The sequence below is a fragment of the Metallosphaera sp. D4-4 genome (genome assembly GCF_046245145.1).
In the GTDB taxonomy this organism is placed as follows: Archaea; Thermoproteota; Thermoprotei_A; order Sulfolobales; family Sulfolobaceae; genus Metallosphaera; species Metallosphaera sedula.
In genome coordinates, this window is the sequence record NZ_CP176412.1 from 272,825 (window position 1) to 294,044 (window position 21,220).

Annotated in this window: 25 protein-coding genes; 11 read left to right on the plus strand and 14 right to left on the minus strand. The window is 48.6% G+C overall.

The genetic code is table 11. The annotated features are described in order from the left end of the window. Genes hisH through hisC form a run of 8 tightly spaced genes read right to left on the minus strand, consistent with a single transcriptional unit; the run spans position 1 to position 6,056 of the window. Positions 1-588, minus strand: coding sequence for an imidazole glycerol phosphate synthase subunit HisH (gene hisH / locus ACI49J_RS01655; protein ID WP_012021876.1), 588 nt, complete (start codon positions 586-588; stop codon positions 1-3). Next, positions 585-866, minus strand: a complete 282-nt coding sequence (hisE, locus tag ACI49J_RS01660; protein ID WP_012021875.1) for a phosphoribosyl-ATP diphosphatase — start codon at positions 864-866, stop codon at positions 585-587. The genes hisH and hisE overlap by 4 nt, the downstream gene beginning before the upstream one ends. Next, positions 859-2,046 (minus strand): histidinol dehydrogenase, encoded by a 1,188-nt coding sequence (gene hisD / locus ACI49J_RS01665; protein WP_240253866.1) that lies wholly within the window; start codon positions 2,044-2,046, stop codon positions 859-861. The genes hisE and hisD overlap by 8 nt, the downstream gene beginning before the upstream one ends. Next, on the minus strand, positions 2,043-2,798 hold the full coding sequence (gene hisF / locus ACI49J_RS01670) for an imidazole glycerol phosphate synthase subunit HisF (protein WP_240253869.1): 756 nt from the start codon (positions 2,796-2,798) through the stop codon (positions 2,043-2,045). Before hisF ends, hisD begins: the two co-directional genes overlap by 4 nt. After that, on the minus strand, positions 2,795-3,376 hold the full coding sequence (gene hisBd, locus ACI49J_RS01675) for an imidazoleglycerol-phosphate dehydratase (protein ID WP_012021872.1): 582 nt from the start codon (positions 3,374-3,376) through the stop codon (positions 2,795-2,797). Before hisBd ends, hisF begins: the two co-directional genes overlap by 4 nt. Then, positions 3,369-4,055 (minus strand): 1-(5-phosphoribosyl)-5-((5-phosphoribosylamino)methylideneamino)imidazole-4-carboxamide isomerase, encoded by a 687-nt coding sequence (gene hisA / locus ACI49J_RS01680; RefSeq protein ID WP_012021871.1) that lies wholly within the window; start codon positions 4,053-4,055, stop codon positions 3,369-3,371. Before hisA ends, hisBd begins: the two co-directional genes overlap by 8 nt. Beyond that, the gene (gene hisG / locus ACI49J_RS01685) at positions 4,052-4,909 is read right to left on the minus strand and encodes an ATP phosphoribosyltransferase (RefSeq protein ID WP_012021870.1); all 858 of its coding nucleotides are present in this window, start codon (positions 4,907-4,909) and stop codon (positions 4,052-4,054) included. Before hisG ends, hisA begins: the two co-directional genes overlap by 4 nt. Further along, on the minus strand, positions 4,881-6,056 hold the full coding sequence (gene hisC, locus ACI49J_RS01690) for a histidinol-phosphate transaminase (protein WP_012021869.1): 1,176 nt from the start codon (positions 6,054-6,056) through the stop codon (positions 4,881-4,883). Before hisC ends, hisG begins: the two co-directional genes overlap by 29 nt. Here hisC and ACI49J_RS01695 point away from each other — a divergent pair. Beyond that, positions 6,011-6,598, plus strand: a complete 588-nt coding sequence (locus ACI49J_RS01695) for a hypothetical protein (RefSeq protein ID WP_080512778.1) — start codon at positions 6,011-6,013, stop codon at positions 6,596-6,598. The genes hisC and ACI49J_RS01695 overlap by 46 nt on opposite strands. Here ACI49J_RS01695 and leuS read toward each other — a convergent pair whose 3' ends face one another. After that, positions 6,599-9,415 (minus strand): leucine--tRNA ligase, encoded by a 2,817-nt coding sequence (gene leuS, locus ACI49J_RS01700; protein WP_012021867.1) that lies wholly within the window; start codon positions 9,413-9,415, stop codon positions 6,599-6,601. A 74-nt stretch (positions 9,416-9,489) separates the two neighbouring features. Here leuS and ACI49J_RS01705 point away from each other — a divergent pair, with 74 nt between their 5' ends. Further along, the gene (locus tag ACI49J_RS01705; RefSeq protein WP_012021866.1) at positions 9,490-10,017 is read left to right on the plus strand and encodes a cob(I)yrinic acid a,c-diamide adenosyltransferase; all 528 of its coding nucleotides are present in this window, start codon (positions 9,490-9,492) and stop codon (positions 10,015-10,017) included. On the opposite strand, the gene ACI49J_RS01710 is transcribed toward ACI49J_RS01705, so the two are convergent. Continuing rightward, complete coding sequence (locus ACI49J_RS01710) at positions 10,018-10,965, minus strand: TIGR00269 family protein (RefSeq protein ID WP_012021865.1); 948 nt, start codon at positions 10,963-10,965, stop codon at positions 10,018-10,020. Continuing rightward, positions 10,962-11,243, minus strand: a complete 282-nt coding sequence (locus ACI49J_RS01715) for a DUF211 domain-containing protein (RefSeq protein ID WP_012021864.1) — start codon at positions 11,241-11,243, stop codon at positions 10,962-10,964. The genes ACI49J_RS01710 and ACI49J_RS01715 overlap by 4 nt, the downstream gene beginning before the upstream one ends. A 186-nt stretch (positions 11,244-11,429) precedes the next feature. Between ACI49J_RS01715 and speD the strand changes: the two genes are divergently transcribed. Together speD and ACI49J_RS01725 are read left to right on the plus strand one after the other, a co-directional pair. Then, entirely contained in the window at positions 11,430-11,804 is a 375-nt protein-coding gene (gene speD / locus ACI49J_RS01720) for an adenosylmethionine decarboxylase (protein WP_048060360.1), read from the plus strand. A 29-nt stretch (positions 11,805-11,833) separates the two neighbouring features. Further along, on the plus strand, positions 11,834-12,679 hold the full coding sequence (locus tag ACI49J_RS01725; protein ID WP_012021862.1) for an NAD(P)/FAD-dependent oxidoreductase: 846 nt from the start codon (positions 11,834-11,836) through the stop codon (positions 12,677-12,679). On the opposite strand, the gene ACI49J_RS01730 is transcribed toward ACI49J_RS01725, so the two are convergent. After that, positions 12,646-12,846, minus strand: coding sequence for a DUF6995 domain-containing protein (locus tag ACI49J_RS01730; RefSeq protein ID WP_012021861.1), 201 nt, complete (start codon positions 12,844-12,846; stop codon positions 12,646-12,648). The genes ACI49J_RS01725 and ACI49J_RS01730 overlap by 34 nt on opposite strands. A gap of 40 nt (positions 12,847-12,886) precedes the next feature. Between ACI49J_RS01730 and ACI49J_RS01735 the strand changes: the two genes are divergently transcribed. After that, positions 12,887-13,741, plus strand: a complete 855-nt coding sequence (locus tag ACI49J_RS01735; RefSeq protein WP_012021860.1) for a UbiA family prenyltransferase — start codon at positions 12,887-12,889, stop codon at positions 13,739-13,741. Here ACI49J_RS01735 and ACI49J_RS01740 read toward each other — a convergent pair. Next, positions 13,697-14,656, minus strand: a complete 960-nt coding sequence (locus tag ACI49J_RS01740; RefSeq protein WP_012021859.1) for a hypothetical protein — start codon at positions 14,654-14,656, stop codon at positions 13,697-13,699. The two genes, ACI49J_RS01735 and ACI49J_RS01740, sit on opposite strands and share 45 nt — an antisense overlap. A 33-nt stretch (positions 14,657-14,689) precedes the next feature. On the opposite strand from ACI49J_RS01740, the gene ACI49J_RS01745 reads away from it, so the two are divergent. From ACI49J_RS01745 to hjc, 6 genes are all read left to right on the plus strand, one after another. After that, complete coding sequence (locus tag ACI49J_RS01745) at positions 14,690-15,487, plus strand: GTPase (protein ID WP_012021858.1); 798 nt, start codon at positions 14,690-14,692, stop codon at positions 15,485-15,487. Further along, positions 15,465-15,959, plus strand: a complete 495-nt coding sequence (locus ACI49J_RS01750; protein ID WP_012021857.1) for a magnesium-dependent phosphatase-1 — start codon at positions 15,465-15,467, stop codon at positions 15,957-15,959. The genes ACI49J_RS01745 and ACI49J_RS01750 overlap by 23 nt, the downstream gene beginning before the upstream one ends. Before the next feature lie 192 nt (positions 15,960-16,151). After that, entirely contained in the window at positions 16,152-17,870 is a 1,719-nt protein-coding gene (locus ACI49J_RS01755; RefSeq protein WP_012021856.1) for an acetolactate synthase large subunit, read from the plus strand. Then, the gene (locus tag ACI49J_RS01760) at positions 17,848-18,234 is read left to right on the plus strand and encodes an ACT domain-containing protein (RefSeq protein WP_012021855.1); all 387 of its coding nucleotides are present in this window, start codon (positions 17,848-17,850) and stop codon (positions 18,232-18,234) included. Before ACI49J_RS01755 ends, ACI49J_RS01760 begins: the two co-directional genes overlap by 23 nt. Next, positions 18,203-19,210 carry a ketol-acid reductoisomerase gene (gene ilvC / locus ACI49J_RS01765; protein WP_012021854.1) on the plus strand — a complete coding sequence of 336 codons (1,008 nt, stop codon included), beginning with the start codon at positions 18,203-18,205 and terminating at the stop codon, positions 19,208-19,210. The genes ACI49J_RS01760 and ilvC overlap by 32 nt, the downstream gene beginning before the upstream one ends. An 18-nt stretch (positions 19,211-19,228) precedes the next feature. Continuing rightward, a complete protein-coding gene (gene hjc / locus ACI49J_RS01770; RefSeq protein ID WP_012021853.1) occupies positions 19,229-19,663 on the plus strand; it encodes a Holliday junction resolvase Hjc in 435 nt (144 codons plus the stop codon). Here hjc and ACI49J_RS01775 read toward each other — a convergent pair. Continuing rightward, on the minus strand, positions 19,660-21,165 hold the full coding sequence (locus tag ACI49J_RS01775; RefSeq protein ID WP_144418788.1) for a PINc/VapC family ATPase: 1,506 nt from the start codon (positions 21,163-21,165) through the stop codon (positions 19,660-19,662). The genes hjc and ACI49J_RS01775 overlap by 4 nt on opposite strands. Between the last annotated feature and the right edge of the window lie 55 nt (positions 21,166-21,220).

A 21,220-nucleotide genomic window follows, 5' to 3' on the forward strand; every position in this document is an offset into this window, starting at 1 on the left:
TCATGCTTTTAGCCACCTTCTCAGGTTATTGAAAAAGATCTTTCCAGTTTCTCCACTTTTTTCTGGATGGAACTGAGTTCCCGCCACTCCGTCATCGCACACTAGCGCTGGAAATTCTACCCCATAACGGCTAGTCATGGCTGGAGGATGAGGCGTATAGGCCACGTAGCTGTGAACGAAGTAAGCATATTTCCCATCAAGTCCCTCCGACAGTATACAGGGGCTCCGTTCCTTGAGGCTATCCCATCCTATGTGGGGTAGCTTCGGAGCTTCCCTAATCAGGTCAACTTGGCCAGGTAACCAACCCAGACCTCTGGTTTTACCGCCCTCATTTCCCTCCTCAAACATGATTTGCATGCCCAGACAAACCCCCAGAAATCTAACTCCTCTTCGTCGAAGGTCGTTCAGGGTAGCTTCCCATTTTCTCATGAAGTTTCCCACAGCTGAGAAGGCCCCAACTCCAGGAAGAACAATGAGATCAGCCTCCTTAGGTTCCTGCGAGATCTCCACCTCAAAGTCGGCCCTCCTTAGGCCTGCGGAGATGCTGAACAGGTTTCCCACACCGTAGTTGAGAACGATAGCCCTCATTTCATTCTCCTCCTCAACTCATCTCTTACCTCATCCAAGGATATCCCCTCCATGGCAAGGAGGACTAGAAGGTGATAGATGAGGTCTGCCGTCTCGCTTACTACCCTTTCTCTTCCCTCGGAGAGCGATGCCACGACTACCTCAACGGCCTCTTCCCCCACTTTCCTGGCCACATACCCCTTTCCCTTCTTAGCAAGGGAGGCCGTATAGCTTCCCTCCGGCATCTCCCTAAGCCTTTGAGCTATAATACCTGATAACTCCTCGAGAACGTCAGTCATACCTAACACCTATACTTTTGGCGTGATGCTTAAACCCTTCATACTCTGCGAGTATCTCTGCTGCCTTGACTAGTTTTTTGTCGACCTTCTCGGCATTCACATAGGAAACGGGCTTTAGGAAGTCGTAAACCGTAACCCCTCCCCTGAATCTAGCCCAACCGTTGGTCGGGAGTATGTGGTCGGGTCCAGCAGAGTAATCAATGAGTGCAGGAGGCGTGTTTCCAAGGGTAATAGCACCAGCGTTCTTAACCAGGTGAAGAAGCTCCCTAGACCTTGAAGTGTAAAGGGATAGATGTTCTGGCGCTATTTTGTTTGCGAGTTCTATCGCTGTCTCCAAGTTCTCCGTCTTCACAAGGTAGTACTCGTTTTCGTCGTTAAGAAGCTCGGCAACCTTGTTTAGGAGTTCCTCGGAATTGGACATGAGCACTAGAAGAGATGAGGAGCCATGCTCCCCCTGGGCCATAAGATCTAGGGCAATACTCCTTGGATCTGAGGTTTGATCAGCGATTACCACGAGTTCAGTTGGTCCCTCAATACCGTCTATTCCAATTTCTTGACTCACAATGAACTTAGCGGCCTGGACGTACACGTTCCCGGGTCCCACAATCTTATCCACCTTGGTCACGCTCTCTGTTCCAAAGGCCAAAGCGGCTATGGCTTGAGCTCCGCCCACAGGGTAAACTCTCTTAACCCTTAACTTGAAGGCAATGTAAGCTATGGCAGGATCTATTTCTCCCTTCACAGGGGTGGCCACATGAATTTCCTCCACTCCCGCTATCCTAGCAGGTATACCGGCCATCATAAGGGTAGACGGATAGGACTTTTTCCCTCCAGGGACGTAAATCCCGACCCTTTCGAGCGGTCTCCAAAGGACTCCGTATTCAACGTTCTTGCTCCCGCCGCCTAGACTGGGAGGCTTTATCAATTCGTGGAACGAAACCAGTTGGTCCCAGATCTCATCTATGGCTCCCTTCACCTCAGGCTTAATCTTGGAAGCTGCGTTGGCCACTTGCTCCTCGCTTAGGACGAGCTCCTCAAGTTTAACGTTGTCAAACTGTAGGGCAAATTCCCTCAATGCCCTATCTCCGTCCTTCCTAACCTTCTCCACTATCTCGTTTACCTTATCTAGAACTTGAGAGAAAGACTGCACTCTCCTTGTTGGAAGTTCCCTCTTTATCACGTTCTCACCTCTATTCCTGCATCTTTTAAATAATACTTCAATTCGCGTATCCTGATTACCCCATCATGAAATATACCCGCTGCCAGGGCTGCGTCTGCTCCAGCTTGCCTAAACACGGAAAGGAAGTGGTCGGGTTTTCCAGCTCCTCCGCTGGCTATTACAGGAACCTTGGTGGCCCTAACCACGGCCTCGGTGAGCTCTAGGTCGTAGCCATCCCTGGTTCCATCTCTGTCAATGCTAGTGAGAAGGATCTCTCCGGCTCCCATTTCCTCAACGCGTTTAGCCCAGTCCACCGCGTCTAAGCCTGTGTCCTTGGTCCCAGATCTCACGAAGACTCTCCAGCCATTTCCAACCCTCTTGGCGTCTATGGCCACTACCACGGCCTGAGCTCCAAATTCCCGCGAAGCCATTGAAACCACTGAGGGGTTCTCCGCCGCGACCGTGTTGAGACTAACCTTATCTGCTCCGTTAGACAACAGGTTGGACACATCTTCAACAGTCCTCACTCCTCCTCCCACAGTCAAGGGAATGGATAGAACGCTTGCTGTCTCCCTCACCTTCTCTAGAAGGGTCTTCCTTCCCTCCACCGTGGCTGATATATCGAGGAACACTATTTCGTCCGCACCTTCCTCCTCATACCTAGAGGCAAGCTCAGCGGGATCACCCTTCAGCTTCAGGTCGAGAAATCTGACTCCCTTGACCACCTTTCCGTCCTTAACGTCAAGACAGGCTATTATTCTCCTTGTGGTCATAGTGATCCCTTCGTGCTCCTGATCCCCTCTCCCTGAATGGAGCATGCCTCTCCCAGGGCAAGTCCCACTCCCTTGAAGGCTGCCTCAACTATGTGGTGCTCGTTTACCCCATCAAGTTTCCTCACGTGTAGCGTGATCCCAGCGTTGGTTGCAAGCGACCAGAAGAAGTGAGCCACGTTCTCGGTGGATAGATCTCCTATCTTCTCTCTCTTCAAGTCCAGGTTAGTAGATGCGTATCCCCTTCCTGAAACGTCCACTGCCACCAGAACCAGTGCCTCATCCATGGGAATCACAGCACTGGAGAACCTCTTAATCCCTCTCCTGTCTCCCAACGCATCCTTGATGGCCTGACCTAGGGTTATTCCAACGTCCTCCACTATGTGATGATCGTCGTAACCCTGCTTATCCTCTCCTAGGATAGTGGCGTTGACCTTCATGTAAAAGAGCATGGAGTGAAGCATGTGGTCAAAGAAGGGAACTGGGGTTCTGATCTCCACCTTTCCCTCTCCGTCTAGCTCCAGCTTCACTTGGACCTTAGTCTCCTTGGTTTCCCTGACTTTCTCAACATACCTAGACACTGGTTACACCCCTAAGAACTCCTGCATAGAGCGACATACCCACTATGGCAAAATGGAACCCCATCTTATCTAGTTCCTGAAGGTCCTGAATTGAGCCTATTCCACCGGCGTATCCCTTCTCCCCTTGAACAAGGTTGACGTACCTCCCTATTTCAGGATCTATTCCGTTTCGGGTTCCCTCGTTGCAAACGTATGTGAAGATCACACCCCTCACCCCTAGGGAATTTACGTGAGAGATTGCCTCCTCAAAGGACATGGCAGACTCGTTCCAGCCCTTGATTAGAACCTTTCTTTCGCAGTAATCCACAGACACCAGTACCCTGTTCTCGTACCCTGCCACGACCCTCCTGAAAGTGTCAGGTTTAGTAAAGGCAAGGGTGGACATGACAACCTTGGTTGCTCCGGACGAAAGGAATCTCTCCAATCTAGATCTGTCCCTGATACCTCCACCAACGGAGATCTCTGAGAAATCCTTCATAACTCTCTCTATAACCTCCACGTTATCACCCTTTCCCTCCGCTGCGTCCAGGTCCACTAGGTGGACAGAGGTGTAACCCATGTTCCTTAGTTCCTCTGCTATCTTAAGGGGATCACCTAGAACTAGTCCAGTTCCCTCCCTTCCCCTTACCCTCTTCACTGCCATTCCCTTACTGATGTCGATGCTTGGGACCACCTTCATTTTATCACCTTCTCTATGTTAACCACTACAATATCCCTTGCACCGGCCGTCTTGGCCTTGGCTATGACTTCAGGCAACATTTCCTCGTCAGTCACAGTGACAACTTCCCAGGCGTTCGAGTTACTCAACTTAGAGACCGCTGGAGCTAGCATCGCGGGAAGCGAGGAGACCACTGCCTCAAGGTTAACGTCATCCACGTTCATGAAAATCATTTTCTTCCCCCTAGCACTGAGGGCACCTTTCATCATGGTTAGTACTAGGTTTATTCTGTCAGCCTCCTCAGATTTCATCCAGTTCTTGTTTCCGATAACCATTGCATAACTCTCGCTCACTACGTCAATGGGTTTGAGGCCGTGAAGCTTCAGGGTAGTTCCAGTGCTGGTCACGTCAATGATGGCGTCTGCTGCTCCTAGGGACGGCATTATCTCGGCAGCCCCGCTAATCTTCACCAACCTCGCCTCAATTCCCTTTCTCTCCAGGTAAGCTCTGGCTATGTTGTGATACTTTGTGGCTATTCTCACGTTCTTGGGCATATCCCTTGGATCCTCTATGTTCCAGGACATGGGAACGGCTAAAACTAGTCTAGATTTCCCAAAATCCAGCTTAACCAGTTCCTCAACGTCCGCCCCGGACTCCATCACGTAATCTAACCCAGTTATTCCAAGGTCTACCGCTCCGGTCTCCACGATGTTGGGTATATCCTCCGTCCTTATGGTTACCAACTGGACTCCTTCCCAGCTGGTGGGTACCATAAGGGCCCTGTCGTCATTGGCCATTGGCTTGATTCCCACGGAGTTCAGGAACTGGAGGGCCGGACCCTGTAACCTACCTTTGTTTGGTATCGCTATTTTCAAGTACTTCACCCAGTTTATTTAGGAACAAATTACACTGCTCTTTTGTCCCAACTGATACCCTATAAAATCCCTTTACTGGGTTCCTTATGGCTATCCCTTTCCTCATCAAGGGCTCGACCAGCTCCGCTGAATGTTTAAACAAGAGGAAGTTGGTAATTGACCTGTAAGCCTTCACGCCGAGGGAAATTAATCCCTGGTATAATCCTTCCCTGTTCTCCGAGATCTCCTGAGCAATCCTGTGTGCGTAACCTGGATTTTCCAATGCGGTTATGCCAGCTATGAGAGAAGGAAGAGCAACGTCAAAGGGCGTGGATCCCTTCTCGAGGGCCTTTACCACATCCCTGTTAGCTATGAGATAACCCACCCTAAAGGAGGCAAGAGAGAAGGCCTTACTCATGGTCCTCACAATCATGAGGTTCGGATACTTAGACACCAGCCTTGAGGCAGTGTATCCCGAAAACTCGTAATATGCCTCGTCAAGAAGGACTATCCCCTTGGTCGACTCCACCAGTTCCCTCAATCTTTGCTCGTCCCCCATGATCATGGGGGAGCCAGTTGGATTATTGGGGTCGTCTATTGCCACCAATCTAGCGTCTCTGGCCTCAGTAACTAACTTCTCCCAGTCCTCCTTCCACCACTCTCCCTCCTCCCTAAGGGGAACCCTAACCTGGTTCAACCCCCTAAAGGAAGAGTAGACCGAGTACATGCTGTAGCTGGGATAGTTCAACACGACCCTGTCCCCAGGCATGGAGAGATTAAGGAACACTGACCTTATGGCTCCGTCTCCACCAGGTGTTGGAAAGATCTCCCCAGGTTCAACCTTATTATACTCGGCAGCGAGCTCCTTAAACCTCTTGGTTAGATCTGGATGCTGATACCTGTTCCCTTGAATTAAATACTTCTTTACCGCATCTAGGACGAAATCGGGAGGCGGATAGGGGGACTCATTCAGGTGTAGCCTGATCCCATCCTTGATATCCGAGAAATCGTACTCCTTTGCCTCCTTTAACCATGGGTATATAATGTCCTTTACATCGGTTGGTGCAATAAGAATCCCTCGGGAGGAATAGTTTTTAACCTGTTTTAAGCTTTTTCCATCACATGTTTCTCGAGGAGTTAGCTTCAGGAAAGCACCTTCTTGTCTCATATTATTACACCGCTAGCCTTACGGTAACGCTGTCGTTAGCAAGGCTCCTTACACAGAGGGGGGAGGAAGTATGTATAGTGAACGAGGATAGGGTAAAATGGAATATTGCCCCCTTCTCCGTGGAACTGAGGTGCACTCCCAAGTCAGTTAACCTGGTATTCGACGCCATGTCTGAGGCTGAAGTTCCCCCCAATTACCTCCTTGTTACCTCGAGTAGGCATCTCAGACTGCCAGGGGCCAGGGAGTTAAAGGTGACAAGGATAAACGACGGGATCTTCATGGCGGTTGGTGAAGGTAGTAAGTTTCTCTTCAAGGTAACCAACACTGGAGTGGAGGACGTGAACTACGAGAAATCAAGTGTCCTCTCGGTTCTTGAGGATTTCGGCGGGACAGCACTGATGGGTGAGCTTGTGGAGGCAGCCTCACGGAAGCTGAACATGCCCAAGGAACAGGTAAGGGAAGAAATAGCCTTTCTAATCAGGATAGGCAAGTTGAGGGCGAGAAGAAATTTGATTGAAATTGTTAAGCAATCGTTTTATTAATTACTTCACGAGTATTGCTGGCCTGTAGGGCAAAGCGTCTTTGTTTAATTTCTGCTTCACTTCCTGAGTGTAGGCCAAAACCTCAATCTCTAGGTTCAGCTTATACCTCAGAAGTGGCACTCCCTTTCTCGTTACTTCCATTTCATTGACGTTAGAGTAGATTAGTTTCTTCACGGTCTCCGGCATCTCCGTCACGTATTGCATGATCCTCTGAAGTACCCTTGCCTCCTCCTTGCTCTTTGGCGTGTTCTTCTGCATGAAGTCCTTCATTGTCCCTCCACTGTTCAGCACGTCCAGAGCGCTCTTCACGACCTGATTCAGACTCCCGTCGTGAACGTATAATAGGACGGAGGAAGGCTTACCCTTGTACACGTTGAGTATTGCCCTTATGTCCTCTATTAACAGCTTATGATACTCATGTTCCAACTCTATCTGGTCATTGATCTTGCTATTGTCTGGGGTTGGCCAACTCTCTAAGGACAGGAAGGTGTTATGCCCCAGTTGATGCCACATCTCCTCGGTAAGGTGAGGGGCGAAGGGGGCCATTAACTTTGTCCAGGTCTCCACAACCTCCCTGATCACATCCCTATTGTACTCCCTGGACTCCGACCTCACCATTTCTAGGTATTCGTTGATGTAAGATGATAGGTTGAAGAGCAGCTCGTTTATCACCTCCCTGAACCTCATGGACTCCATGAGCGGAGTGACGTCTCTTACTAGCCTGTGTAACTTCGATCTCAGCCACTTCTCAGGAGTTCCATCAATCGTGGAGCCATCCTGCATCTGCATCAGTTCGTAAAACCTCTTCAGGTTGTCTGCGATTGCCCTGGCCCCTGCCTCGGTGAAGTTAGCGTCAGAGCTCATATCAACCAGAGAGGAAAGGGCTATCCTTATCACGTCTGCTCCATACGTTCTTATGGCCTTCCTCAGCGGAACTATGTTCCTCAGGGACTTGCTCATCTTCTTCCCCTCGTAGAGGATGAAGCCGTTTACGGCAACGCCCCTTGGCCAGAGGTTTTCAGGAAATATCCCAGCGTGATTGAATATGAAGAAGCTCAGGTGGTTGGGGATCAGATCAGGACCGCTATGCCTTAGATCAAGCGGATACCAGTAGGTGAAGTGTCTCCTCAACTCTTGTAAGGCATCTACTCCTATCTTGTTTCTCTCCGATATGGCCTTGACGTCGCCTTCTCCCAGCATTATGTAATCCCAGGTCTCCTCAGTGAGTTGAGAGGGATGAAGTCCGAACTCCTTTATCTTGTGGGAGAGGGTATAGTAAGCCATGTAGATAGTGGAATCGGATAGGCTCTCGATGATCCATTTCTTGTCCCAGGGGAGAGGGGTACCTAGTCCCCTTGTCCTTGCACAGGCTCTCTTTTGCAACCAATCGAGGGCGTATTCGAAGTCCTTCCTGGTCTCCTCGGGGATTACCCTCATGCTGTCCAAGAGCTTTTTAGCCTTAGCCTTCCACTCGGGGTTGCCGTAATCCAAGAACCACTGGTCCTGAAGAATCTTAACAACCACTTCGTTACCGCACCTGCAGTACACGGGCTTGTTCATTATCTCCAGCATCTTCGTGCCAGCCTTCCTCTGAATCAAGATATCCGTGACCATCTTCCTGGCCTCAGGTACCTGTTTTCCCGCTACCACTGAAAGCTCAGCCCTGAGCTCGTCTTTCACTAACCTGAGTATGTCGCTCCTCATAAGCCCCTTGTTAAACTCCAACCTGTACAGCTGTTCAGTGAGCTTCTTGAGATCAGCGTCGTTCTTGGGATGGGACGACTCAACTAGATCCTTTGCTGGAGCATCTCCCTGTCCCTCAACTGCGACCACGGGTATGGGTTCTATGCCAACCTTGGCCTTCTTCAGGTAGAAGTAGTCAAAGGGAGCATGTGCTGGAACACTCATAACGACGCCCGTGGCAGTTGTGGGGTCCACGAAATCTGCAGGAAGGATTGGAATCTCCTTCCCCGTAATGGGGTTTATCGCCACGATCTTCAGAAGGTCCGATCCGCTGACCTTTTCGAGCACCTTCACGTCAGTCTGGAACTTCAACTTCTCGGCGGCCTTCTCCGAGACTATTACCTTCTTACCCCAAATCTCCGCAACCGTGTACGTTGCCTTAGGGTTTACCCAAACTGCTACTGCCCCAAAAATGGTTTCAGGCCTTAGGGTCGCAGCGGCAAGTGCTCCCATCTTACTCTCGAAGAATATCACAACGTACTCTCCAATCTCAGGTTCCATGTCTCCCTTGGTATCATGCATTCCAACGGGGAGGTTGTGAACGGGACACCAACCCACGGGATGGGTATCCTTTACCACGTAACCTTTCTTCTGTAGCTTGGAGAATTGCCACACTATGAAAGCTGAGAATTGTGGGTCTATTGTGGTGAACTCCCTCCTCCAATCTATGGATAAACCTATTTCCCTCATGGCTGCCTTGATATCTTCCTTAAAGTAATTCGCCATGAAGAGCGGGTCGGACAACTTGGGTATAACGTCAGCTGGTATCTCGTAAATGTTCTGAAATATGTCGAGTAGGTCCTTATCACCCTTCGCCACGTCATCTGCCATGGTTATGATCGGGGTACCAGTAAAGTGAAAGCCCATTGGGAAGAGGACGTTATATCCCTTCATCCTCATGAATCTAGCGTAAACGTCACCCGTTACGTATGTTCTACCGTGTCCCAGGTGAAATGGAGAGTTAGGATAGGGAAACGCGACAGTGGTGAAGAACTTCTTCTGATCCTTGGGATCAGCCTCAAATATCCTGTTCTTGCTCCACTCCTCTTGCCATTTCTTTGAGATTTCATTCAATAAATCTGTGAATTCGTGCGATGGAATCGTAATCACCAAAACCTATTTAAGAACAACTTTTTTAAGTTTATTAAATGTTCACAAGGACTGGAGATAAGGGAGAGACTTCTGTACCCAAGGGTAGAATCGGGAAGGATTCTCCACTAGTTAATTTCCTTGGAGATGTTGATGAGGCTAACTCCTTCATTGGGTTAGCAATTTCACGCCTTCCTTGGGATGACATGAGGGCTGATCTGGAGAAAGTTCAGCTTGACCTGTTTGCCCTGGGAGAGGACTGGAGCACCGGTTCTGAGAAAATCACCATGGAGAAAGTGAAATGGCTTGAGGAGAGAACCGTAGCATATAGAAAGGAGAGCGGTCCAGTGAAGCTTTTCGTGGTTCCTGGGGGATCGGAGGAAGCGTCATCACTTCACGTGGCTAGGGCCGTAGTGAGAAGGCTTGAGAGAAACGCCGTAAAGTACTCGAAGGAGCTCGAGATCGCGAACAAGACCACCATCGTGTATCTCAACAGGTTATCCTCGATGCTTTTCGCTATGGCCATTGTGGCAAACCTCAGAAAGGGCGTAAGGGAGAGATACTACGATATTGGAAAGTATTTCTAGTCATGAGCTAACTGGTCTAAGTCCCGCAGAGATGAGAAGTTCGCAGTTCTTACAGTATTCTCTTCCGAAGCTCGTTGGTTCACCGCACATCTTACATGTGGGAAGGGTGGTAAGTTTGCTCTCCCTTCTTACCTCTTCTCCAATTCTGTCGAAGTTCTCCACCAACCTGAGGAGGAAACCCGGTGATTTCTCCTCCAAGGCGTACATGAGGTCCCTCACCTTAGCTCTCATGGTAGGTCTCGCCGAGATGTAAGGGCACTCCACTTCCTGAAACTTAAAACCCTTCAAGAACGCGTACATCGTGGTCTCCCATTCGTATATTTTCCTGAGGGGTTTTACCCTCATGACAAATTTATCGCTTAACTTGAGGGGGCTTTCCCCAACCCTCATTAGTTTCCTAACATCTCCGCGAAGTAGGTTAATGATAATAGTCTGGGCCTCGTCATCTAGGTTGTGGCCTGTAGCCACAAGGTCGGCCTTCACATCCCTCCCAGCCTGATTTATTAATTTCCTCCTAAACCCGCCACAGAACGTGCAGGCAGCTATGTTCAACCCCCTAGCCCTTGAGGAGCTAACCATCTCATCAAGGGAGTAGCCAACCGAGGTCTTGAATGAGGTTGATATTAACTCTATTCCTAGGTCCCTCAAGTAATGATAAAGTTCCTTGACCTGATCCTCCCTGTTATACCCCTGGATGCCCTCAACTATGTTGAAGGCTATTAACTTACTTGGGTCCATCACCTTCGATAGCGTATCAGCCAGCACAAGGCTGTCCTTTCCACCTGAGACAGCTATGAGAACCCTTGAGACCGAGGTTACTCCCAGTTTCTTTGCTTCCCTCGCTACTCTCTCCTGCACATCAGACAGGAAACAATCCCTGCAAAGCCTTTTCCCCGTGTGGGGCTGGAATACCTCTGCCTCCCTTACTCCACAGTTATCGCATTTCATTTACCACGTCTCCCTTCCACAAGCCTTTTACCACTGGCAACCTCGTCTATACTGTGAATTGCACAGCCCTCCTCCTCTAGAATGTTTTGAACCTCCTTAAAGTCCACATCCTCGCCCTCGACCACTACCATAAGCCCCATGGTTTCAACGTCCATGTCCGAAACGCTTATGTTAACTCCATCTACTCCCTCCAAGTTGTCCAGTCTCTCGGCCAAATCCACAATGGACGAACCCCTTATGGGTTTGAGGACATCTAGGACAATTCTTCTTATAGTCAAATTACATCAATACCTCACTTTATTGCTCTCCCCGTTAAATTTCTGACTATTTCAATGTTACCGATAAACAGGGTTTAAAAGTCTTCATTACTAAATGAACGTGAAGAGTTTATTAACCCCCCGGGTAGAGTTGGTTAAGTTTAAATATAATAACGTATAGGGGGTATATAAATGGGGGGTCAAAACATGATGGGGGTTGAATTAAGGGGTACACCAAGAGTTGTGGGCAAGGAAGTCTTTGGTAACCTTTATGACTGCGACACTGAGATACTCAAGGATTCTGAGAAGCTAAAGCAGATAGCGGTGCAAGCAACAAAGGAGGGCAACATGACTTTGCTGGACGTGAGGGCTTGGAAGATAGGGGAGGGCGTTAGCGTTGTCGCCATAGTCCTCGAGAGCCACGTCACCATACATACTTGGCCTGAGCATAATTTCGCGACTGTTGACGTTTACTCCTGTGGTAGCCACACCGATCCAAGAAAGGCCTTCAATTACATTGTGACAGAACTTAAAGCCAAAAGGTTCAATGTTAATGAGGCTGATAGGTCATCGGAGTTTTAATAGTAGGAGGAGGTATAGCTGGACTCCTATTGGCCCACAGGTTAAGGGATAGGGATCCGAAAGTTTTTGATAGGAGAAGAAGCCCCGGAAAGCAGTGCACTGGAATAGTGAGCAGGAACACCTTCGAGAAGCTTTCTGTCTCCAAGGAATTTCTAGATAGGGAATTCAAGGAGATAAGGGTAGTTTACAACTCAGTGGAGATATATATAAGGGGAGATTTCGTCAGGCTTGGAAGGGAGAGGCTCGAGAGATGGCTGGACTCCGACCTTGGAGTGATAAGACCAGTTGACGCTGTGATAAAGGGAATGGATGAAGTTGTGGTAGGGAGTTCCGTGTACCGTGGAAAGGTATATGATGCGTCAGGATGGAAGGGAAAGGCAAATTGGGTTAAGGCCATAGAGTATGTAATGGAGCCAATCAACCAGGAGGAGATAGTAGTTACCCTGGATCCCAGGAATCCCGCAGGTTTCGGGTGGATAGTCCCTCTCCCCGATAGAACACTGGTGGGGGCACTATCTAGATCCGATCCCAGGCCCTTTGTCCCTAAGCTTCAGAGAAGGGTTCTAAGCGTGCATGGGGGTGCAATTCCCAGGGTTAAACCTACGCCCACACCCATACCTGCAATAGGGGATAGAACTGGCCTCATCAAAACCTTCACTGGAGGAGGAATCTTCGGAATAGCCGAGTTGCTGGAGGATTTCTCGAACTTTAATAGACTGAGAAAGGAGATAAGTAGGCAATACACAATTACTTCCCTTCTTGAGAAGACCTGGAGATTGGGGCTAACCTCCCTGAGGTTCATGAACGGGAAAACCCTGAGTGTGAACCAGGAATTTGACTTTCATTCCTTCCTCTTCTCTCTTCGAAAGTTATAGCATCCCTCTCCCCTAACTATAATACCCTGTCTTATCAACTCCGCTATAACCCTTTCGGGTTCCCTTATTCCTAGACCCTTTAGGTCCCTTACTGCAACTATTTCCCCCACAGAGAGGTTGGTCTGGAAGTACTTCTTAGCAATCTCCAGTTCCCTAGAATCCGACATGCCGTAGTTTTATTTTCCGCACTAGGGATTTAACTTTAACTTGAACCCTTTCCTGAAGCTCGTAAGAATACACAACGTGATAGGCGCGGGACTAGGTGCCTTTACAGGTTACGTAGCTTCCTCCATGTGGAAGATAGACCCCACGGAGCTCATCCTTGCAGTTCTAGTGGTCGCATTGGTTGATGCTGGAGGTAATGCAATTAACGACGTTTATGACGTGGAGATAGACAGGATTAACAAGCCCGACAGGCCTATCCCCTCGGGGGCCGTATCGTTAAGGACTGCGACCTCCCTCTCTTACGGTTTAATGGGGGTGGGCGTAATCCTTTCTGCGTTACAGGGATACCTCCAATTTCTAGTTGCACTGCTCACCAGTGTGGCTCTGATTTTCTACGCTAGGGACTTGAAAAGGACTGGGATATACGGTAACCTGGTAGTTGCAACGGCAACGGCGCTCTCCTTGTTTTATGGAGGTCTATCCTATCACGAAGGAGACTGGCTTCAAAGAATCTGGATTCCTGTGCTTTACACCTTCCTTCTCACCCTGTCCAGGGAGATAGTTAAGGGTATTGAGGACTATCGAGGGGATCTGGCCAACCACGTTAATACTCTCGCCACGACCAGGGGGATAGCGAGTGCGTGGAGAGTAGCTAGGGTGGCCTTAATAATAACAGAGGTGACATCCCCTCTACCCCTGTTTCTAGGGTATAACATTCTCTACGGCATAGTCCTTGTGCCGTTCCTCTATATTACAACAAAGGCGGTTCTAGCGGAGACCTCGGAAGAAGGAGCGTCCAAGGCGAGATCCCTTCTCAAGGGATCAGCCTTCCTAGGAATGGTGGCCTTTGCACTAGGCAGTCTCCCTTTTCAATTCCTTTTCCACTATCTTCCTTAAACCTGCCCTCATACCTACGCTCCTAATATAGATCAGACCCTTTTTTGCAGGTATCTGGATAACACATTCTGTCTCTCCTCCTCTAGACAAGTCATTAAGGGTCCTGAAGCCCACAGTTACTCCATTAAGCATAACGATCAAGGTCAACCTCTCAATATCGACGTCGCCCTTATTTACTATTCTGATTTGAAGGTTATTACCAGACAGCTCTGGAATCAAATCGAAATCGAGGCGAGGAGTCTGAGACGCGTAAGAGTAATGAAGCAGAATCTGGGTAACGGTCCTTTGCCCTTCGTTGGAGTTGAGAATCCTCACGAAGTCGCCCTCGGCATCTATCTCCTCGCATTCATGCCCAAGTTCCAACATATCCTCCTGGCTTTTGCCGTTGGATATCTTGACCTTTCCCCTTGAATTGCTCCTGACCACTAGGTAGCTCCTCCCCATGGACTTCAGCTCCATTGCCTCACCCGGTTTGAGCTGAAGCAGACCAGCCCTCAGGGAATACCTAGTGAAGAACCCGTCAGATCTCACTATCATGGTCGCATTTGCAAGCCTTATGGTGAGGGGACGAGCACTGTTGTAGTTCACGGTAAGCTCGTTCTTCCCCTTTGCCAGGAGATGTGTTACGTCAAAAATGTGAAAGTGCAACTCTTTCCTTTCATCCGTGACGTAACTTAGGTTAGGTTTGAATTCCTTCGTGAGCGAAAAGTTGTTTAGCCACAGCCTCCATTTAACGTAGTCTGGAGGGGACTCCGTTATCACTAGAAGGTATCCCTTGACAGGTTTATCCTCCGCATAGAAGGAGAAGGAGTAATCCTTGAGAGTGTTGCCCAGGGTGGCAGACTTAGTTGAGCTCTGGTAGTCCAGGTAACCGGTGACCTCTCCCTCGTCAAAAGGCGCAAAGTTCACTGACATACGTTATAATGGGGAACACCCAAAATAAAGCAAATGCTGAAGTTGCTAAAATCAGTGATATCCAAGTCAGACGTAGTCATGGAGGTTCTAGACTCGAGGGAGCCTGAGCTGACTAGGTCTAGGAGGATCGAGGAGATGATCCTTCGGTCGGGTAAGGAACTTCTCCTCGTCATCAATAAGGCCGACCTCGTTCCCCTGGAGATTCTCAAGGGGTGGAAGGAATACTTTGAGGATAGGGGTCTTCGCTCTGTGTTCGTATCCTCAAGGGAACACCAAGGGACCAAAATTCTAAGGAACTCAGTTAAGGAACTCCTCGGAGGTAGGGAGGGCGTAGTTGGCGTTGTGGGCTATCCCAAGACAGGGAAGTCATCCGTAATAAATGCACTCAAGGGTAGGCACGCCACCTCAACTTCCTCTGTCCCCATGTCTACTGGATTCACGAAATCCCTTCAGCTCGTGAGAATAGACTCAAGGATATACGCCATAGATTCCCCTGGCGTTATACCTCCAGATGGGGATCCCTTCGAGAGGGCTCTGCGCGGGAGCAGGCCTGAGGATCTGGAAGATCCCGTGAAGGTGGCAATTAAACTAATTGAGAGGATCACTAGATTTAACCCCGATTCCCTAACCCTTGCCTACAAGATAGAGTTCTCATCTCCCCTAGATTTCCTGGAGAAGCTAGCCCTAAAGAGGGGCTGGATATACAAGACGGATAGGGAACCCAACATAGATCAGGCTTCAGTTCAACTTATAAGGGACTACCATGAGGGTAAGATAACTTACTATACTAAACCTCCGGGTTTAAAACATGATAAAACTAGTGATATTTGATGCCGATAAAACCCTCTGGGATCACTACAATATCTCAGAGTTTGAGGAACCTTTTCATTTACCAGAGAGAGATATCCTAAGGGATAGCGAAGGAAGAACGCTCAAGCTTTTCCCCAATGTTAGGAAAACACTGGAAGAGTTGAAAAGAAAAGACGTTAAGATTGCTATGGCCACTTGGAACTTCCCCCATAAAACGGAAAAGGTATTGAAAGCTCTAGAACTCGACAGCTATTTCGACGTCGTAGTCTCCAGGGATTTTCCGTTCAAGTTCATAATGATCGCGGAAATCCTCAGGAAGTTTGCTGAGAGCGGTATTCGATTTAGACCCGAGGAGATTCTCTTTGTCGATGATAGGAGGGCACATTTCGGTAATGTGTGGCTTTACCTAGGGAGAATTCAATGCCTCGAAATGTGGAAAGACATAAACGATCACCTCGAGATAATCTCAAAATTGGAAAATAGTCAGACATGAGCAATTGTTAAGAAAACAATATCTAATCTTGTTAAAGTTAATACATCATAATAAAGTTTAAAAACCTTGATTCTTTCCTATATGGTCGTGATAAGGATGATCGGTGGTTATACCCTCCAAGTCTAAAAACTTTCTCAAGAGTTTCTTGCCTTTCTCGTCGTTATTTAGATCTAAGTATGAAGGTGATTTTGTATGCCCTCAGGTGCTAGATTAGTAGTTGATTCTCTCAAAAGAGAGGGAGTCAAGGTAATTTTCGGAATACCTGGTCTAACCAATATGCCAATATATGACGCCTTTCTCGAGGACCTTCAGAATGGGGAGCTCAGGCACGTGTTAATGAGACACGAACAAGCTGCAGTTCACGCTGCGGACGGATTTGCTAGGGCCTCAGGAAGACCTGGAGTGTGCACAGCAACTTCAGGCCCTGGTGCCACAAATCTAGTAACGGGAATGGTTACAGCGTACTGGGATAGCTCTCCAGTAGTGGCTCTCACAGGTCAGGTGGTTAGACCAGTTATTGGAAAGATGGCCTTCCAGGAGGCAGACACTCCTGGGATTTTTGCCAACGCCGCCAAGTATGTGGTACAACTCAAGAATATCTACGAAATACCCATCTGGATCAAGAACGCCTTTTACATAGCTTCTACGGGAAGACCAGGTCCGGTAGTAGTAGATATTCCTAGGGACATTCAACTGGAAAAGATTGAGGACGTAAAGTGGCCAGAGAGGCCAGAGGTCAAGGGTTATAGACCTTTCAGAACAATAATAGATCCAGTAAAGATTAAAAGGGCAGCGGAGATTTTAGTGGAGGCCGAGAAGCCAATTATCCTAGCTGGAACTGGGGCAGTGTGGTCCAACGCTACTCCCGAGATCCTAGAACTTTCTGAGCTCTTGGCCATTCCCATGGTTTCAACACTACCAGGTAAGTCTGCAATTCCTCACGATCATCCTCTGTTCCTGGGGGCTATGGGATACTATGGAAGGGCAGAGGCCTCCATGGCTGCCCTCGAGTCCGATGCCATGCTAGTGGTGGGAGCTAGGTTAAGCGATAGAACGTTTACCTCTTACGATGAGATGATTGAGACAAGGAAGAAGTTCATCATGATTAACATAGATCCTACGGACTCGGAGAGAGCCTTCAAGATAGACGTTCCCATGTATGGGGACGCCAAGGTCCTCTTGAGGGAAATAATCAAGGCTGTGAGGGAATTGGGAAGAAAGAGGGACAACTCCGCATGGGTTAAGAGAGTCAAGGAATTGAGGGACTACTACGCCCAGTTCTACTATCACGAGGAGGACGGAAAGCTAAAACCCTGGAAGATCCTTAAGACCATAAGGAACTCAATTCCTAGGGATTCCATAGTGACCACGGGTGTGGGACAGCATCAGATGTGGTCAGAGGTTTTCTGGGAGGTCCTAGAGCCCAGGACCTTCCTTTCGTCCACAGGAATGGGGACGATGGGCTTTGGACTACCAGCAGCCATGGGTGCCAAGATGGCTAGGCCTGATAAGGTAGTCGTGGACCTTGACGGAGATGGATCCTTCCTCATGACTGCCAATAACCTCGCCACTGCTGTCGATGAACATATCCCCATCATATCAGTGATATTCGATAACAGAACCTTAGGCCTAGTCAGGCAGGTTCAAGATCTCTTCCAGAGCAGGAGGGTAGTGGGAGTGGATTACGGACCTTCCCCCGATTTCGTGAAGTTCGCTGAGGCCTTTGGAGCCCTAGGATTTAATGCCACAAGCTATGATGAAATAGAGAGATCCATTAAGACGGCCATAAAGGAGAATATCCCCGCGGTGATTAGGGTTCCAATAGATAAGGAAGAGTTGGCTTTGCCTACCCTACCTCCAGGAGGAAAACTTAAACAGGTGATAGTGCGTGACCCAAGGAAGGCTACTTAGGGTAACGGGTTATTATAGGGACCCAGGATTCCTTGAGAGAGTGATGGGGACCCTCAGGAAGCTATGGGTAGACGTGGAATGGATAAATGCTAGGAGGGTTAATGAGGAGGGGCTATACGAGATCTACATGGAGGTAAAGGAAGGAAAGAACACTAACCTTGCGATTCTGAACCTCAGCAAGATGGTAGACGTGGAGAAAGTTGAGGTTCTTGAGGAGGGAAAGGTTGTTTCATACTCCTTTAACAACAAGGGTGAAATCAGTGATAATCCCGATGAGGAAAAGATGATAGTTTATGTACCAGTTTACTCTAAGATTACAGGCTATAGTTGGGGTGAGTCATATAGCAAAGATCTACACGGATAAGGATACAACTCTAGATCCCATGAAGGGAAAGAAGATAGCCGTACTTGGTTACGGTAGTCAAGGTAGGGCCTGGGCTCTGAACCTCAGGGACTCCGGCCTTCAGGTAACTGTGGGTCTAGAAAGGGAAGGTAAAAGCTGGGAACAGGCTAAGGCTGATGGCTTTACGCCTAAGAAAACTGAGGATGCGGTCAAGGACGCTGACGTTGTCATATTCCTGGTTCCAGACATGGCCCAAAGGCTGGTTTACAGGGAAAGGGTTCAGCCCTACCTGAGGGAGGGGATGGACCTAGTTTTCGCCCACGGCTTCAATATCCACTATAGACTGATAGAGCCTCCCAGCAACGTTGACGTATACATGGTTGCACCAAAGGGGCCTGGTCCCATAGTGAGGGATTTCTACGTCAAGGGTGGTGGAGTGCCAGTTCTGGTTGCAGTTCACCAAAACCACTCAGGCAAGGCACTGGAGAAGGCATTGGCCATAGCCAAGGCCTTGGGAGGAACTAGGGCAGGAGCCATAGAGACCACTTTCAAGGAAGAGACGGAAACGGACCTAATTGGAGAGCAGACAATCTTAGTGGGAGGAGTAATGGAACTCATGAAGGCGGCCTTCGAAACGTTAGTGGAAATGGGCTATCAGCCGGAGGTTGCCTACTTCGAGACCATCAACGAACTCAAGATGATTGTTGACCTGATATATGACAAGGGCTTCATGGGAATGCTCAGGGCAGTTTCGGACACAGCGAAGTACGGCGGATTTACAGTGGGTAAACAGGTGATAAATGAGGAGACTAGGAGGAGACTTAGGGAGGCAGCTGAAAAGGTAAGGTCAGGAAAGTTCGCAGAGGAGTGGATTGAGGAGTACGGAAGAGGAAGTCCCACCCTGAGTAAAGGCCTTGAGGAAATGGATAAGAGCCTTGAGGAGCAAACCGGTAGAAGGCTCAAGGAGATCATAGAGAGAGGAAGGCCTAAATCCTAAGATTTCTTTTTATAATCTGTGAACCAAAGGAAAGCTCGAGGTTCTAACGTAGAGAGATATATTCTATCCCTTCTGAGGGACAGGGGCTTCGCAGTTATAAGATCACCAGCAAGTGGAAGTAAGAGGAAGGATCCCGCCCCGGATATCGTGGCCTTGAAGATGGGGGTCATACTCCTGATTGAGGTAAAGAGCAGGAAAAGGGAGGGACATGTATACATTACAAGGGAACAAGCTGATGGGATTATGGAGTTCTCAAGAAGAAGTGGTGGAGAACTATTCCTTGCCGTGAAAAATCCTAAGATGCTCAAGTTTATCAGGTTTCAGGACCTCAAGAGGACTGACGGAGGTAACTACGTCGCAACTCAGGAGGTTATAGAAAAGGGAATAGATATAGATGGGCTTAGCAGATATGTGGAGTCCAAGTTCAGTAAAACACTTGATACTTTCCTTTAGGACTCCTTATCCTGTAGCTTTACTCTGATCCTTATACCGTGCTTCTTCTCCAGTTTTCTCAGCTTCGTGTTAATCTTTCTATTGAAGCTGGAGATGCCCTCCCTGGGAATCTCCACCACGTACTCTCCATTCTCCTTCTTGACTTTCGCGTCTGGAATGACCCCTGATATTGCCCTTGTTATTCTGTTCTCCAAGGTGTTAAGGTTAAGCCTACCCACTGGAACTATCATGGTTTGCTCGCCGAACACGTAAATCTCATACTCCACCCTGTCATTCAGGAAGTCCTTTATTTGAACCACAGGTCTAGCTAGGTCAGCCTCTCTCAAACCCTCTGGGACCTTCACTGTCATCTCTAGGCTATACACCTTCTCTACGGTTCCCTTATTTATGAAGAGGACGGTGTCCAGGATCCCTGGGACAGTTCCTAGGTCAACCCTGTTCAAAAACCTGTGAATTGCATCTATTGCCGTGGTAGCGTGGACAACTCCTATCATGCCTATTCCGGCTAGCCTAAGGTCAATGTAAAGCCTGAAGTCCTCGTCATTTCTCATTTCGTCGTAGACAGTGTAATCTGGCCTACTCAGTAGGAGTATGTCGTGGAGTTCACCAATCTCGGCGTAATTCTTGGAGTATTGGGTTATGTCCGAGGGAAGGTGCATGTCCCTAGGGGACTCTATGGTCTTAACTATCTTGCCCATTTTCATGTAATACTCGGCAAGGGCCTGCGCGAAGGTAGTCTTACCCATTCCAGGGGAACCCGCGATGAGTATTCCCTCTGCCCTCTCCTCCAGCCTTTTCACCAGTTCAGGGTTCAGGGCGTAGTCCTCCAGCTTCTTCCTTGCTACAGGTCTTGTAGCTGTGAGTTCCCAACCGTCGGACAGGGGAGGTCTCGTTATAACTATCCTGTAAGTGCTCAATTGAACTATTGTTGAGCCCTTCCTCTCGATCTCTATGAACGAGCCCTTGGTCCATCTTATGGAGTTGAGTATTTCGGACACAATCTTCTTTATTTCTCCTCCTGTAACGGGTGTGTCCCTGATAATCCTGAATTCCCAGTCCCCAGGTTTCCCCTTTTTAGCCTTAGGTACAGCGTCCTCCTTAAGGTGAACACTCATGGTAGACTCGTCAAAGAAGGTCTCTATGGTTAGGGGCTCAGGCAGGGGATCTAGGAAAGTGACTCCAATTCCCAGAAGGTCTGCCATTTTCTTGGTCAGTTCGTCCGCTGTTAGTAGGTTACATCCCCTCTCTAAGCAATAGTTTCTAAGCTCCTGTTCCGTATCCCCATTCTCCTTTCCCACCAACTCCACAGCGAAGAGATACCTCTCGGATAACTCCTTTAGTTTCTCGATTTCCTCTAGGGCTATATCACTGGTGACTAATCCCTGCTTGGACTCTTGCTCCAACTGTCTAAGAAGGGCCCTATGAATTAGAAACGTTCCGTTAATCAGGTTCTTCTCTATGTACCTCGTGACGCCCTGGAGCAGAGAGCTCTTGTCAACCAAAAACTCATTCGGCAAAAGATTATTCCCCGTTTAATCCTAGTTTTGAGTAGTAAAA